15 protein-coding genes are annotated in these 14,975 nt (G+C 48.1%); 1 reads left to right on the forward strand and 14 read right to left on the reverse strand.

Features of this window, described 5'->3' with window-relative positions:
- Positions 1-389 precede the first annotated feature (389 nt).
- The 13 genes from XMD579_RS09080 to XMD579_RS09140 all read right to left on the reverse strand — a co-directional run bounded on the left by XMD579_RS09080 (position 390) and on the right by XMD579_RS09140 (position 13,411).
- Positions 390-992, reverse strand: coding sequence for a Yip1 family protein (locus tag XMD579_RS09080; RefSeq protein ID WP_173484385.1), 603 nt, complete (start codon positions 990-992; stop codon positions 390-392).
- A gap of 90 nt (positions 993-1,082) precedes the next feature.
- Positions 1,083-1,691, reverse strand: coding sequence for a sulfite oxidase heme-binding subunit YedZ (locus XMD579_RS09085; RefSeq protein WP_173506269.1), 609 nt, complete (start codon positions 1,689-1,691; stop codon positions 1,083-1,085).
- Positions 1,682-2,674, reverse strand: a complete 993-nt coding sequence (gene msrP, locus XMD579_RS09090) for a protein-methionine-sulfoxide reductase catalytic subunit MsrP (RefSeq protein ID WP_173482286.1) — start codon at positions 2,672-2,674, stop codon at positions 1,682-1,684. Before msrP ends, XMD579_RS09085 begins: the two co-directional genes overlap by 10 nt.
- 97 nt (positions 2,675-2,771) lie before the next feature.
- On the reverse strand, positions 2,772-3,536 hold the full coding sequence (pssA, locus tag XMD579_RS09095) for a CDP-diacylglycerol--serine O-phosphatidyltransferase (protein WP_173482285.1): 765 nt from the start codon (positions 3,534-3,536) through the stop codon (positions 2,772-2,774).
- A gap of 39 nt (positions 3,537-3,575) precedes the next feature.
- Positions 3,576-4,439 carry an A24 family peptidase gene (locus XMD579_RS09100; RefSeq protein WP_173506270.1) on the reverse strand — a complete coding sequence of 288 codons (864 nt, stop codon included), beginning with the start codon at positions 4,437-4,439 and terminating at the stop codon, positions 3,576-3,578.
- Positions 4,440-4,537: 98 nt separating this feature from the next.
- The gene (locus XMD579_RS09105) at positions 4,538-5,383 is read right to left on the reverse strand and encodes an isopenicillin N synthase family oxygenase (RefSeq protein WP_173506271.1); all 846 of its coding nucleotides are present in this window, start codon (positions 5,381-5,383) and stop codon (positions 4,538-4,540) included.
- Between the two features lie 4 nt (positions 5,384-5,387).
- Positions 5,388-6,347 carry a nucleoside hydrolase gene (locus XMD579_RS09110; RefSeq protein WP_173506272.1) on the reverse strand — a complete coding sequence of 320 codons (960 nt, stop codon included), beginning with the start codon at positions 6,345-6,347 and terminating at the stop codon, positions 5,388-5,390.
- Between the two features lie 2 nt (positions 6,348-6,349).
- On the reverse strand, positions 6,350-7,324 hold the full coding sequence (locus XMD579_RS09115; protein WP_173483002.1) for an ABC transporter permease: 975 nt from the start codon (positions 7,322-7,324) through the stop codon (positions 6,350-6,352).
- Positions 7,324-8,439 (reverse strand): ABC transporter permease, encoded by a 1,116-nt coding sequence (locus XMD579_RS09120; RefSeq protein ID WP_173482280.1) that lies wholly within the window; start codon positions 8,437-8,439, stop codon positions 7,324-7,326. The genes XMD579_RS09115 and XMD579_RS09120 overlap by 1 nt, the downstream gene beginning before the upstream one ends.
- Positions 8,436-10,022 carry an ABC transporter ATP-binding protein gene (locus XMD579_RS09125; RefSeq protein WP_371815200.1) on the reverse strand — a complete coding sequence of 529 codons (1,587 nt, stop codon included), beginning with the start codon at positions 10,020-10,022 and terminating at the stop codon, positions 8,436-8,438. The genes XMD579_RS09120 and XMD579_RS09125 overlap by 4 nt, the downstream gene beginning before the upstream one ends.
- Before the next feature lie 20 nt (positions 10,023-10,042).
- Complete coding sequence (locus XMD579_RS09130; protein ID WP_173482279.1) at positions 10,043-11,047, reverse strand: BMP family protein; 1,005 nt, start codon at positions 11,045-11,047, stop codon at positions 10,043-10,045.
- Positions 11,048-11,200: 153 nt separating this feature from the next.
- Positions 11,201-11,692, reverse strand: coding sequence for an acetolactate synthase small subunit (gene ilvN / locus XMD579_RS09135; RefSeq protein ID WP_173482278.1), 492 nt, complete (start codon positions 11,690-11,692; stop codon positions 11,201-11,203).
- A 3-nt stretch (positions 11,693-11,695) separates the two neighbouring features.
- Positions 11,696-13,411: an acetolactate synthase 3 large subunit gene (locus XMD579_RS09140; RefSeq protein WP_173482277.1), complete on the reverse strand. Its 1,716-nt coding sequence runs from the start codon at positions 13,409-13,411 to the stop codon at positions 11,696-11,698.
- Between the two features lie 419 nt (positions 13,412-13,830).
- On the opposite strand from XMD579_RS09140, the gene XMD579_RS09145 reads away from it, so the two are divergent.
- Positions 13,831-14,100, forward strand: a complete 270-nt coding sequence (locus XMD579_RS09145; protein WP_173481184.1) for a hypothetical protein — start codon at positions 13,831-13,833, stop codon at positions 14,098-14,100.
- 25 nt (positions 14,101-14,125) lie between these two features.
- Here XMD579_RS09145 and XMD579_RS09150 read toward each other — a convergent pair whose 3' ends face one another.
- Positions 14,126-14,965, reverse strand: a complete 840-nt coding sequence (locus XMD579_RS09150) for a 23S rRNA (adenine(2030)-N(6))-methyltransferase RlmJ (protein WP_173488659.1) — start codon at positions 14,963-14,965, stop codon at positions 14,126-14,128.
- Positions 14,966-14,975 lie beyond the last annotated feature (10 nt).

Raw genomic sequence — 14,975 nt, forward strand, 5'->3', positions numbered from 1 at the left:
TCAAGAAAAACATTACGCTAAATGAATTCACATATAGGTTGCTTGTCTTGTTAAGCTTTTGTGCTCAACCTCAACAAGCGCCCACACGCATTACCTGATTAATTGTTAAAGAGCGTGCCACCGATCTTTTGGTGGCTGCTTGAGTACTCGTCTCAAGCGAGGTGCGTATATTATTGATTGCATCATCACATGTCAACAAGTTTTTAATATTTTTTTAAAAATTAAAAACTGTCTTATGCGTCAAAAACTTTCAATTATTTGCTTAAAAAACAAACAGTTAATTCGCACCTCTCGGTTACTGATCAACCTGTAATCAGGTGTGACTCCGTAATCGAGAGCGCGAATTATACTTAGGTTGAACAGAGCGTCAACCCTTGAGGGAAATAAATTTAACTTAATATGGTCAGCGGTACGACTGTACTCCACAGAATAACGCTCGCAGCCATAATGGTGACAAGCGCTACAAGACCAACCGTCAATATTGATGTAGAGAACATAAACGCTCTCTCCTCTTCAATATGCATTATGACGGGTACTCCTGTGTAGAGCAGATAGACACTAAAAGCTACCGCTAACATTCCGACACTCACGCAGAGCCACAGCATTGGATACAGGCCAATGAGCCCTGCCAGCAACATCGGCGTTGCAGTGTATAGCGCTAAACGCGCACACTCATCAACACCCGCGTTGGCACCATAGGTTTTCTCCATCCAACGTATGCTGTAGGTCAACCCGGTGATGACGCCTAATATAGCAATGTAAAATGCTACCGCGGCTCCAAAGGCGGATTCGCTCGCCAACAGGTGATATTCACCATAGGAGACACTCCATCCCACCTGGGTAGTTCCTATGAATAACGATATAGGTGGTATAAGTGCCAGCAGTACCAGCTGAATAATGACATTGTTTAGTGTTAGTGAAGAGTCTTTATCAATTGACTTCCACTCTTTTACTGGGTGATAGAACACACCCGAAAGATGCTGCAGAATCATTGTTACACTCCTTTCAAAGCTGAACTTTGAGTTTGTTTTTATTGATTCAACACATTCAATATAGGATACGTCTGGGATTTATGTGTTAGTTCACTCTCTCTTTTTAGGTTTTCTTTTTCTAAACAATCGTTCTATTAAAAGTAGAGATATTAAAAGCGTATAGATCATCGCCTCTAAAATGCTTGCCCTTATTAGTAGTACCAGGTGTAACAGCGCTAGCATAGCTGCTGGGTAGATCAATTTATGAAGCGTTGTCCATTTACGACCCAATTTTTTCTGCCACCCTTTTGTGGATGTAATTCCCAAAGGGATGAGCAACAAAAGCCCAGCCATACCCAACATAATATAGGGCCTATCCGTTAACTCTCTAATCAGCAGATCAACACGCCAGCCAAGAATAAAGGTCGATACCGCCAAAAGATGGAGCACCGCATAAAAGAGTGCATACAGCCCCACCATTCTCCGATGTTGCAGCAAAAACTTTATATTCAAACGCCGACTGAAGGTTGATGCACAGAGTGTCAGGATCAAAAACCGAATTGCCCACTGCCCTAATTCATCGACAAGCTCTTTCGCTGGATCAGCTCCCAACTGATTGCTATAGGCCAAGTAGACCAGCCATATCAATGGCAAGGCCAACGACGAAAAAAGTGCTATCCAGATGAGCCGTCTAGATAAGCCCCTGCTGGTTAATACCATTTAGAGAGATCCATCCCAGCATAGAGAGGTGCGACCTCTTCATAGCCGTTAAACATTTGAGTCTCTATGATTCTCGGATTAAACAGTGATGATGGTAGCCTTCTCTCTGTCGCTTGCGACCATCTAGGGTGATCTACATTCGGATTGACGTTGGCATAAAAGCCATACTCCTGAGAAGCCGTTAAGCGCCAAGTATTTTGCGGCATGGTCTCCCTGAATCGAATCTGCACGATAGACTTAATACTTTTGAAGCCATATTTCCAAGGCACTACCAACCTAAGCGGCGCGCCATTCTGTGGAGGCATCGCTTGACCATAAACACCGACCGCTAACAACGTCAGTGGATGCATTGCCTCATCTATTCTTAACCCTTCTCTGTATGGCCAATCGATGGTACTGAAGAGTGAACGCTGACCCGGCATCTGCTCTGGGTCTTCAAGCGTGACAAACTCAACGTATTTAGCGTTTGAAGTTGGATTCAACTGCTTTATCAGTGAAGCCAGAGAGAAACCGAGCCAAGGAATGACCATCGACCATGCCTCTACGCATCGAAAGCGGTAGATCCTCTCTTCTATGTCCACTTTTGCAAGAAGATCCTCCAGGTTATAGATACCCGGGCGCTCTACCTCACCCACTATCTCAACCTGCCAGGGGTCTGTCTTAAAATTCTGAGCTCTCTCATACGGATCCTCTTTATTGAGGCCGAACTCGTAGAAGTTGTTGTAGGTAATGACCGAATCGTAAGGCGTTAACTCTTCATCGACGCTCCAAGTTGTCTTTGCGCTTTCGAGCTTCGGTCTTAACCAGTCAGGACCAGGATAGAGTGGCAGATCGGAACTCTTGGGTTGTGTCAGCGCATAGCTAGGCATCGAAGCAGCACCTGCGACCAAACCCAGTCCTTTCAATAGCGAACGCCTAGAAAAATAGACCGATTCAGATGTGATTTCACTGCTTAGAATTTTGGAAGGCTTACCGATCAACATAATTAATCTCCTATCGCTATACCTCTAATATTAGTCGCTAAGCTGACAAATGCCTTACAAATAAAAAACCACCCGAAGGTGGCTTTCTAATGATGTATTACTCTGCTTGTCGTTTTCTACTTCTAAGCAGCCATTGAATAGGGCCTGATACAGTGTAAGCAAGAAAGATAAGCCACAGGTAGAGATCAGGATCTGTCGCTAGAAAGGCGACAACCAGTACGATCACAATCATTTTTACAAAGGTGATCTTCCCTTTTAAGTTGATCTCTTTACCGCTGTTGTAGAGAACATTACTCACCATAGAGAGACCAATGAGCGCCACATAGAGTGCGATCAACCAAGCAAATGGGGCTGGGTCTATCCCCTTTTCAGTCATAAACCAGATCAATCCAGCAATGGTTGCCGCCGCCGCTGGGCTCGGCAGCCCCATAAAGTAGCGTTTATCCAAAGAGCCAATCTGAGTATTAAATCGTGCCAAACGAAGTGCAGCACAGGCGCAGTAGATAAAGGCAGCCACCCAGCCAAACTTTCCTAAGCTCTGTAATACCCAAGTAAAACTAACCAGAGCGGGAGCCACACCGAAAGAGACCATATCTGACAGCGAATCGTATTCAGCGCCAAACTTAGATTGTGTGTTTGTCATTCGAGCCACACGACCATCTAAACCATCAAAAATCATAGCAACAAAAATGGCGACTGCCGCTGCAGTGAAATGACCGTTCATGCCCGAAATGACAGCATAGAAACCTGAGAACAGTGCTCCCGTCGTAAATAGGTTTGGTAACAAATAGATACCACGAGGTCGCTTTACGCTATCTTCACTGGTCGCGTCAGACGTCTCTGGGTCAATCTGGTCAGTCATGTTTAAGCCCTTAAAAAATATGCTGCAAGTCTAACGAATCTATAGAAGAAGCGACAGATACCATTGATTAATTTGATCACCCCAAATCAACATCAGCCATCCAGCTAAGGCTAAAAATGGGCCAAACGGCATGGGTTTAGTGAGATCCTGACGACCAAACAACGCGCCGACAAGTGCATAGATAACACCCGCAACGGATGAGATCAGAATAATTCCGGGAAGGATCGCATAGCCACCCCAAGCCCCAAGAGCCGACAGCAACTTAAAGTCGCCGTAGCCCATACCCTCCTTACCTGTTACCAACTTAAACAGCCAGAACACCAGCCAAAGAACCAGATAGCCAAGCATCGCACCAGTCACTGCAGAGTCCAACGGGACCCAGCCAAATACCAGATTAACCAGTAGACCCGCCCAAAGAAGGGGCAAGGTGATCTGATCGGGCAACAGCTGATGATCTGCATCGATAAAGATCAAGACAATCAGAGAGTAACTGACGAACAGCATCACCAACATCTGAAGAGTAAAGCCAAAATAGAGCGCAATAGTGAGACCCACTACAGCCGTCAACCCTTCGATCATTGGGTAACGCATAGAGATCGAACTGGCACATCCTGAACAGCGCCCTTTCAAAATTAACAGATAGGAGAGGATTAGGATGTTTTCATACCAGCGTATTGCATGTCCGCATTGAGGGCAGCGTGAGCGTGGCTGAGACAATGAGATAGGTTGATCATCGCTTATCTCCTGCTGATCCAAGAATTCAGCGGCTTCACGGCGCCAGCTATTCATCATCATAATCGGCAGGCGATGAATCACAACATTCAGAAAGCTGCCAACCAATAGAGAAAACATAACCACTGCAGGGAGATAGATCGACTCTAGGGTCGATAGATAAGCGCTCATTGCATCGCCTTATAATTGATCATCCAGTTATCCTAGCATGCAAAGAATATTCCAGATATTTTTGCGCTAAAAAAACCCGAACATTGCCGGGTTTAGGATCAGATAACGCCCAACTCTTTGAGCCGCTCTTTTAAATAGCTATCCGCTGTGTATCGATCCGATAGAACCACATCTGGTCTAGGGTGAAGAAACAACGGCAGTGAGATGCGCGATTTTTTGGTTGCGCCACCAACAGGGTTGATCACTCGATGTATGGTCGACGGGAAATAACCTGCCGATGCCTCTTGCAGCATATCGCCTATGTTCACGATCAAATTTCCAAACTCAGCCGGTACATCAAGCCACTCGCCTGTTTTGCTGAGAACCTGCAAACCTGGCTCACTGGCTGCGGGCAAAATCGTTAGCAGGTTTATGTCACCGTGTGCGGCCGCGCGGATGGCACCCGGCTCTTCATTACCATCAAAGGGTGGGTAGTGAAGCACACGGAGCAGCGTCTGTTCACTGCCGTTGATCATATTGGGTAGTGGCTCACGGTAGCTTGCTTTCACCTCTTCAGGGCTAAACTCTTCGACCCAACCCAGCAGCTCAGAAGCTAATGAACTGGTTTGAGAATAGTAAGCCTGTAGCTCTTCACGCAAATCCTCAGGGCACTGCCCCCAGGGGTAGTAGTGAAAATACTCTTTGATGTCTTTAACAGTATGATCTTTCGCCACTTCAGAAATTTTGCTGGAGAAAAAACCATCCTGAGTACCGACGTTGTAGTCAAAGTCAGATTTGCGATCGCTATTAAAAAAGGCCTGCCAATGCTCGTAGATGGCTCGCACTTGCGCTTCGGCAATAGGATGATTTTTGAGGACGCCGAAGCCGGTCTCATGCAGCGATTTAACAAACGCCTCACTAGCTCCTTCCGATTGATAATCGACCGCTTCTAAAAAATTCGACATACCATTAGCTCCAGTAACTGTTTGTCATTGCTGTTTCGAAAAAATCGACCACGCCAGCATCGTCAACACCCATGCAGGCCATCTGATCAGGACGATCTTTCCAATAATCCAGCATATAGGGTATGCCAAATCGACTCATGATGGTTTGACCCATAGCAACGCCTTCTGTCGCAACACAGATTGGGCCTGAAACCGTTTCAAATAACTCAGGATGCACAACATAAGCGAGGGCCGAAACGTCATGCGAATAGCAGCCATCAATATTCCGCACGCTAGAGTAAAAGTCGATGTAGAATTTAGCCGCACTCTGCATAAATGAACCCACCTTGGCGTTCTCTTTAGCAATACGATCAAACAGTGATCGAGGCAACATAATCTGATGAGTTACATCGAGCCCTACCATGACCAAAGGCCAAGCCGCAGCCATCACTTTATCGGCAGCGTGCGGATCAGAGAGAATATTAGCCTCAGCTACCGGAGAGACATTCCCATCACTCGCAATCACGCCACCCATAATAACAACCTGCTTAATCTTGCTAGGTAATTCAGGGTCCAGCTGCAGCGCCTGAGCTAAGTTACCCAAAGGACCAATCGCAACGATAACGATCTCACCCGGGTTCTGATTCGCTTGATCGACAATGAATTCAGCCGCCGATTGAGGGAGCGATGTTCTCTTAGGGGGTGCTAAATTGAGATTACCAAACCCATCGACTCCATGAACAAAGTCTGGAAATTCCGCTAGAGGCTTGATCATCGGCGTCGCAACACCCTGTGCAACGGGCGTTTCAGAGCAGGCCATCTCAACCAGCGTAAGGGCATTTTGAGTAGCCTGTTCAACAGAGACATTGCCAAAGGTTGTTGTAAGGCCCAACAGCTCAATATCAGGGTGTGCCATCGCGGTAAAAATCGCCATCGCATCATCGATACCAGGGTCTGTGTCTAAAATAATCTTGTGCTGTGCCATTGTTATGCTCGATCTTTACTGTAAGGGGTACCAATCGCTTTAGGTGCGATCGCCCGACCAATGAAACCCGCCAACAGAATAACGGTAAGAATATAAGGAAGTGCCTGCATCAGCTGTACATCAATTTCGCCAACAACGGGCAGTTGAACCCCCTGCATGCGGGTTGCTACGGCTTCTAAGAAACCAAATAGAAGACAAGCGAAGAGTGCGGGGAATGGACGCCACTTACCAAAAATAAGTGCGGCCAGTGCGATGTACCCCTTACCGGCCGACATATCTTTAATGAAACCTGCACCCAACGCGATAGAGAGGTAAGCACCTGCTAAACCACAGAGCAGACCCGCCATAATGACGGCACGGTAACGCAACCAAGCGACTGAAATCCCGGCGGTATCAACCGCCTGCGGATTCTCACCGACTGCACGAAGCCTTAACCCAAAACGAGTTTTAAAAACGATCCAAGCCGTCATCGGTACCGCCATCAAAGCGACATAGACCAATAGATTGTGTCCACTGAGTAGCTCTGTATAGATGGGCCCTAGTAGCGGAACATCCGACAACCACTCACTCAACGGCCAGGTTAGAGGGCCAAAGCGCTCTTCTGAAGTTAGAGAGGGTGTCTGCCCACCGCGACGGAACCAGGCAATACCCAACACAACAGTCAAACCTGCCGCTAAGATATTGATAGCCAAACCACTGACGACCTGATCACCTCGGTGAGTGATACAGGCAAAACCATGCAGTAACGCCATCATAATTGAGACCAATATGGCAGCAAGCAGACCTAACCATACCGAACCCGTTACAGCCGTCATTGCCGCCGCCGCAAAGGCACCCGCTAGCATCTTGCCCTCTAAGCCGATATCTACAATACCCGAGCGCTCTGAAAAGAGACCCGCCATGGCACATAAAATTAACGGTGCCGCCAGTCGAAGTGTGGAATCTAATGCAGAGATTAACTGAACAGAAAACTCCATTATCGCTCCTCCTGACTTGAGCGGGAAACCAATGCAAAGAGTCGTTCCAGCGGTCCACGCATCATGTAGGCCAGAGCACCGCAGAACAGAATGACCAAGCCTTGAATCACCACAACAAGATCACGTGTGATGGTTGAAAACTCAAACGCCAACTCTGCCCCACCCTGAAATAGCGCGCCAAACAGCAGGCTAGCAATGATAATACCCAATGGGTGATTGCGCCCCATCAAGGCGACAGCGATGCCAGTAAACCCAGCACCAGAGACGAAGTCTAAACCGACACGCTCTTGTGCCCCCATCACCTCATTGATTGCGACCAATCCGGCCAAAGAGCCTGAAATCATCATCGCAATGACGACCATTCGTTTTGGATTGATTCCGCTATAGACCGCAGCTGACTCATTGAAACCGATCATGCGAATGGCATAGCCCCAACGAGTTTTCCAAATAAGCACCCAGACAAACAGACAAGCCAATAGTGCAACAAAAAGAGACAGATTAAGCGGCGTTTGAGTAATCTTGATCCCAAAAAACGCAAAGAACTCATGCATCAGCGGCAGTGTCGATTCGGGAGCAATCGCTCGTGTCTCTGGTGACATGGAACCCGGTTGAATCAGCACATTCACCAATAGATAGACCATCAATGCAGACGCAATGAAGTTGAACATAATGGTAGTAATCACCACATGACTACCGCGATAAGCTTGCAAATAGCCGGGTATAAACGCCCAAGCAGCACCAAATAAGGATCCAGCAATAATGGCCAGAGGTAGCAGAGCCCACCATGGCAAAAGATGATCTAAAGCGAGACAGATCAGTCCCACACCTAAACCACCTATATACGCCTGCCCCTCCCCACCGATATTGAATAGCCCCGCATGGAATGCGACGGCTACCGCCAAACCGGTAAAGATAAAGTTGGTTGTGTAGTAGAGCGTATAGCCAACCCCTTCATCGTATCCAAAGGCGCCACGAATAAGTACTTGCACCGCCTCTAATGGGCTTTCACCAATCAGAGCCACCACAACACCGGCTGACAAAAACGCCAACAAGACATTGATTAACGGAATTAGTCCAATGTCTGCCCAAGCAGGGAGCTTTGCACGACGACTCATGATTGCCCCCCCTGCTGAGCCATTTGATCACCGCTTCTTGAGCTGGACATCATTAACCCTAACGAGCGCGCATCGGTTTCTGAAGCCAACACATTACCCACGATGCGCCCTTCTGACATCACCAGCACTCGATCACACAACGACAGGATCTCTTCTAACTCTACAGAGACGACTAACACAGCACTTCCTTGATCACGCAGCGCAACAATCTGCTGATGTATAAACTCGATCGCACCGATATCAACGCCACGTGTCGGTTGTCCCACCAGTAACACTTTAGGTGTAGCGTTCATCTCACGTGCGATACAGAGTTTCTGTTGATTACCGCCAGAGAAACTGGCCGATTTGAGATTGGGATCCACTGGGCGCACATCAAAGGTGCTCATTAACTCCTGACAGTGCTCAGTGATGGCAGAGCGATTTTGCAAAATCGAGCCATTGAACTCCGGCTCATCTTGAAAGCCCATAATGGCCGTCTCTTCTGCGCTGAACGCACCCACCATGCCATCACGGTGCCGATCCTCTGCCACATGTCCGACGCCGAGGTGACGAATCTGTTTAGGCGTCATTTGATGCTGAGCATCAATGCAGACTCCTTCAATATTAATCTGCCCTTGCTGCACATCGAGCATGCCCGACAACAGACCTAGAAGTTCGGTCTGACCATTGCCAGATACACCAGCAACACCAACGATTTCACCCGCACTCACTGTGAACGACACGTCCTCCAAACGAGGCACATTGGCGTCATCATGCCAGGTTAGCGAATCCACCTTAAGCAGCGCTGCGCCCGAATTGGCTTCTTGTTTATCTACCCGTAACAGAACCTTACGGCCGACCATAAGCTCAGCGAGCGCTTCACGAGTAGTTTCCGCCGTGTTAACGGTCGCCACCATCGCCCCAGCTCGCATAACAGAGACCTGATCACTGATCGCAATCACCTCTTGCAGCTTATGGGTGATCAGTAGAATGCTGACGCCCTGTGATTTAAGTGTTTTTAAAATCGCAAAGAGTTGGTCCACCTCTTGAGGGGTTAATACACCAGTAGGTTCGTCAAGAATCAGTATTTTTGCGTCGCGATAGAGCGCTTTAAGAATCTCTACACGCTGCTGCAAACCGACCGGTAGGTGTGAAACCACCGCATCCAGATCAACATTCAACCCATAACGGTCTGAGATCTCTTGCAGTTTTTTACGTGCTTTAGCGAGTGAATGCGTTAAAGACCAGCTACCCTCAGCGCCCAGCACGATATTCTCAAGTACCGTGAAATTATCCACCAACATGAAGTGTTGATGGACCATGCCAATCCCTAGCTCGATAGCGCGTTTAGAGTCAGTGATACTGACCACTTTGCCATCCACATAGATAGAACCACTATCGGCCTCGTAAAACCCATAGAGGATACTCATCAGTGTCGACTTTCCGGCACCGTTTTCACCAACGATGGCGTGTATCTCACCTTTGACGACATTCAGATCAACGTCGACATTGGCTTTGACGGCACCGAAGTGTTTATTGATCTTCGCTAACTGAATTGAATAAGAAACAGGATCCCGATTGGGATCCTGTATAGGTTGTGTCACCACTCGGTTAGACCTCTATCTTAGTCGAGTGCTGGACAGCTGTTGTCGCTCATGTAGTCGTGAACTTTGATTTCACCAGCGATGATCGCTTTTTTCGCAGCTTCAACGGCCGATTTCATCTCAGCGGTGATCAGCGCTTCGTTGTGCTCATCAAGCGCCCAATCGACACCACCCTGCGCTAGACCAAGCGCTTGGAAACCCGCTTGCCAAGTACCATCTTGCATCGCTTTAAGCGAGTTATACGCTGCTACATCAACACGCTTGACCATGGAGGTTAGCATCGTTCCTGGCTGTAGGTAGTTCTGGTTAGAGTCGACACCAATCGCGTATTTGCCAGAGTCAGCCGCGGCTTGGTAGACACCAACACCTGTTCCGCCCGCTGCTGCGTAAACAACATCAGAACCACGGTCGAATTGGCTGACAGCTAGCTCAGCACCTTTTGCTGGGTCATTCCAAGCGCTTGGCGTCGTACCGGTCATGTTACGGATCACGTTGATATCTTTGTTAACGTACTGAGCACCCTGAGCATAACCACACTCAAACTTACGAATCAGTGGAATGTCCATGCCACCGACAAAGCTGACAGTCCCTGTTTCTGATTTCATTGCGGCAAGCATACCGACAAGGAATGAACCCTCGTGCTCATTGAAGACAACTGACTGAACGTTTGGCTTATCAACCACCATATCGATCAGAGTGATGCGTGCATCTGGGAACTCACCGGCCACTTTATCAACGGCCGCAGCTTGGGCGAAGCCAACGCTGATGATTGGGTTAGCACCACGCTGCGCAAAACGACGGATCGCCTGTTCACGCTGTGATGCATTAGTCACCTCGAACTCACGGTAGTTAACACCGCTCTCCTCTTTAAATCGCTCCATGCCGTTATAAACAGACTGGTTAAACGATTTATCGAACTTACCACCCATGTCAAAAACAACAGCTGGATTTAGGTCTGCCGCTTGAGCCGATGCTGAAGCTACCGCTACTGAAAGAGCGAGTGTTTTCAAAACTACACGTTTCATTATTGGTGTTCCTTATTTGTGATCGAAGTTTGATTGGTCATCAGAAATCTGGACCGATCAGTCAACCTTATCCCTAAACAGAGAGGCAAACAAGTCTATTTTTAGACAAAAAAAATCCCAGCAAAAGCCGGGATTTTCGAAGTATGAAATGCGTTAAACGCTCAATACTTTCTCGCCGCGAGCAATACCGGATACGCCCGAGCGAACCACTTCAAGAATCGATGCGGTACCTAAGGCTGCAATAAAGGCATCCAGCTTAGCCGAATCACCAATCAACTGAACAGTGTAAGTATTCGGCGTCACATCGATGATGTGGCCACGGAAGATATCCGCAGTACGCTTAATCTCTGCACGCATCTGACCATTTGCTTTCAGCTTGATCATCATAACTTCACGTTCGATGTGATCGCCTTCCGATAGATCAACAACCTTCACGACATCGATTAGCTTGTTCAACTGCTTGGTGATCTGCTCAACAACACGGTCATTACCGATGGTTGTTACTGTCAAACGAGACAGCGTTGGATCTTCAGTTGGGGCTACCGTGAGCGATTCAATGTTGTAGTTGCGCTGCGAGAACAGGCCAACAACACGTGACAGTGCACCGGGTTCGTTCTCTAGAAGAACTGAAATGATATGACGCATCGTTTAAGTCCTCTCCGTTTTGTTCAACCACATATCACGCATAGAGCCGCGTGGAACCTGCATTGGGTAGACGTGCTCAAATGGATCTACATAGATATCCATGAAGACTAGACGATCTTTCATGGCGAACGCTTCACGCATTGCGCCTTCTAGATCTTCGTAACGCTCCACCTTCATACCGACGTGACCGTAGGATTCAACCAGTTTGATAAAGTCTGGTAGTGACTTCATGTAAGACTGCGAGTGACGTGACTCATAGTTCATATCTTGCCACTGGCGAACCATACCCAATGATTGGTTATTAAGGTTGATGATCTTCACTGGCAGATCGTACTGTTTACAGGTCGATAGCTCTTGGATATTCATCTGAATAGAGCCTTCACCGGTAACACAGGCAACGTCAGCGTCAGGGAAGTTCAACTTAACCCCCATCGCAGCCGGAAGACCAAAGCCCATGGTGCCTAGGCCGCCCGAGTTAATCCAACGATTTGGCTTATTGAACTTGTAGTACTGAGCCGCAAACATCTGGTGCTGACCAACGTCAGAACAGACGAACGCATCACCGTTAGTCACTTTAGAGAGCATCTCGATAACCTGCTGAGGCTTCATCTTGTCGCCTAGCTCAAAACGGCCACCGTGGCGTTGACGCCACTCATCGATCTGTTTCCACCAGTTTGCGATCGCTTCAGCATCTGGCTGAGTCTTCGCTTCAGCCACCAACTCAAGCATCTCTTTAAGAACCGCTTTAGCAGGACCTACAATCGGCACATCCACATCGATCGTCTTAGAGATCGACGCAGGATCGATATCGATGTGTGCAATGCGCGCCGTAGGACAGAACTTATCAGTGCCGTTGGTAACGCGGTCATCGAATCGCGCACCCACCGCCAGAATGAAGTCTGAGTGGTGCATTGCCATGTTGGCTTCGTAACTACCGTGCATACCCAGCATGCCCAATGATTGACGATCAGTACCTGGGTAGCCGCCAAGACCCATTAGGGTATTAGTCACTGGGTAGTTAAGCTCTTGTGCCAGTTTAACCAGCTCTTCGCTTGCGTCACCCATGATGACACCACCACCGGTGTAGATCACAGGACGCTTAGCCGCTAGCAACATATCAACGGCTTTCTTGATCTGACCACTGTGGCCACGACTGATAGGGCCGTAAGAGCGCATTTTCACGTTTGCTGGGTAGTCGTATGGGTAACGCTCAGTTGGCGTCGTCATATCTTTAGGGATATCTACAACCACTGGACCCGGACGACCGCTCTGTGCGATGTGGAATGCCTTCTTAATGATCGAAGGGATATCCTCTGGACGCTGCACACTGAAGCTGTGTTTAACGATCGGACGAGAGATGCCAAGCATATCCGTCTCTTGGAATGCGTCCTCACCGATCAGGTAGCTCATAACCTGACCTGTAATCACGACCATTGGAATCGAATCCATGTAAGCCGTTGCGATGCCAGTCACCGCATTCGTTGCACCTGGGCCAGAAGTTACTAGCGCGACACCTGCTTTGTTAGTTGCACGAGCGTAGGCATCCGCCATGTGTGTTGCTGCTTGTTCGTGACGAACAAGAATGTGCTCAACTTCATCCTGTTGGAAGATCGCATCGTAAACGTGTAGCAATGCGCCGCCAGGATAGCCGTAGATGTACTTAACGCCTTCATCACGAAGCGCGCGTACGACCATTTCCGCACCTGAAAGTAGTTCCACCTTTTTACCCTCAATATTGTGTTGTCTATTCAACACTCTGTCTTTGTCTGATTCATAAATGAGTGGGTGCAGCGCCAGCGGGATTGTCCGCCAAAACGTCATCAATACGGGTGTGCGCTAACACAAAAAGCACTCGATACTACTGAAATAAGGATCTCTTTATCAGCAGCGTTAGACCTGAGCTGGGTAATGCTTAGTAAGCCTTTTAAACGTCTGCCATACGCGGGGTTATTTGCATATAACAGTAAGCTTTAAATTTTCGCACTGCAGCGCAGTAACTTCAACCGTCGCGGCGGCTAAATTGTCTAAAAAAAGAACAACTTTTCAACGATTTCGACAATTTCACAAAAATCCGCCCTCCTGCTAGCGCGACTCCATTGTGCGAGTTATAGTTCAGGGAGGTCATAGGGAGAAAAACAATGGTTTCGATTTCCGATGTAAAACAGAAAGATCGCGTTATTGAAGAGCTGGTTCGCTTTACTCGAAAGGTACTGATGGAGCCGGAGATTTGCTCAACCGCCAAAGAGATTGCGCGCAAGCATATGGGCCAAGAGAATGCAGTTCAGTTAATCGCTGATGAGCTCAATGACACCACCAGCGTTCACATTGGTTTAGAGCGCAGCGAAGCCGATGAGCTGTTCATTGAGTTGCTGATTGAGGTGGTAAAAGATGAGCAGGCGCTTTACTAGCCCATCTCTTTTCTAAATAGACCTCTTAAGGCGCCTGTTTCAGCCAACGAAGCGTCGTCTCTGGCGCTTCTGCGTTGAGTTGAGCTAACACATTCGGTAGCAACTCATCTAACTGCTGATCAAATTGCCAAGGGGGATTGATCAGCAACATTCCAGATCCGTACATACCCCGCTCTTTGGGCTCAGCCACAATAAACTGTGAATCCAACACACCAACATCCGGTAGCTGTCGAACCATCGCTTTCAGCATATTCTCATGACGATTAGCCGCCAGCAGTGGGTACCAGACAGCAATTTGACCATTGGGCCAGCGTTTCATTGCCTCTCCGACAAAGCTCGCCACCTGTTGATACTCCTCTTTCACCTCATAAGCGGGGTCGATCAATAGAAGTCCCCGATTAGGTTTAGGGGGGAGTAGTGATAAGACTCCTTCATAGCCATCTCGGTGGTGCACCCCAACATTGGCAAACAGGCGCATATTGCGCTTTAACTCTTTAACCTCTTGTGGGTGCAGTTCCATTAGATGAATCTGATCCAGCTCACGTGTATTTAGGGCCGTCAGTGTCGGTGATCCAGGGTAGTGAAGAAGCTGATCAGATTGAGACACTTCAGCGATGGCTGACAGGTACTGCTGAACAGCTTCCGGCTGTTTTTGCCCCCACAGCTTGGCCACCCCATCACGAAACTCACCGGTCTTCTGCGCCTGCTCTGACGAGAGGTCATATAACCCACGACCCGAGTGCGTCTCTAAATAGCTCCAAGGTTTCGCCTTTTTATTGAGCGCATTCAGTAGAAGTTGAAGGGTGAGATGTTTGTGAACATCGGCAAAGTTTCCGGCGTGAAAGCCGTGTTGATAGCTAAGCAAGGAGGTGCCT

Origin of the sequence: Marinobacterium sp. xm-d-579, from assembly GCF_013282935.1 — a bacterium.
Classification (GTDB): Bacteria; Pseudomonadota; Gammaproteobacteria; order Pseudomonadales; family Balneatricaceae; genus Marinobacterium_E.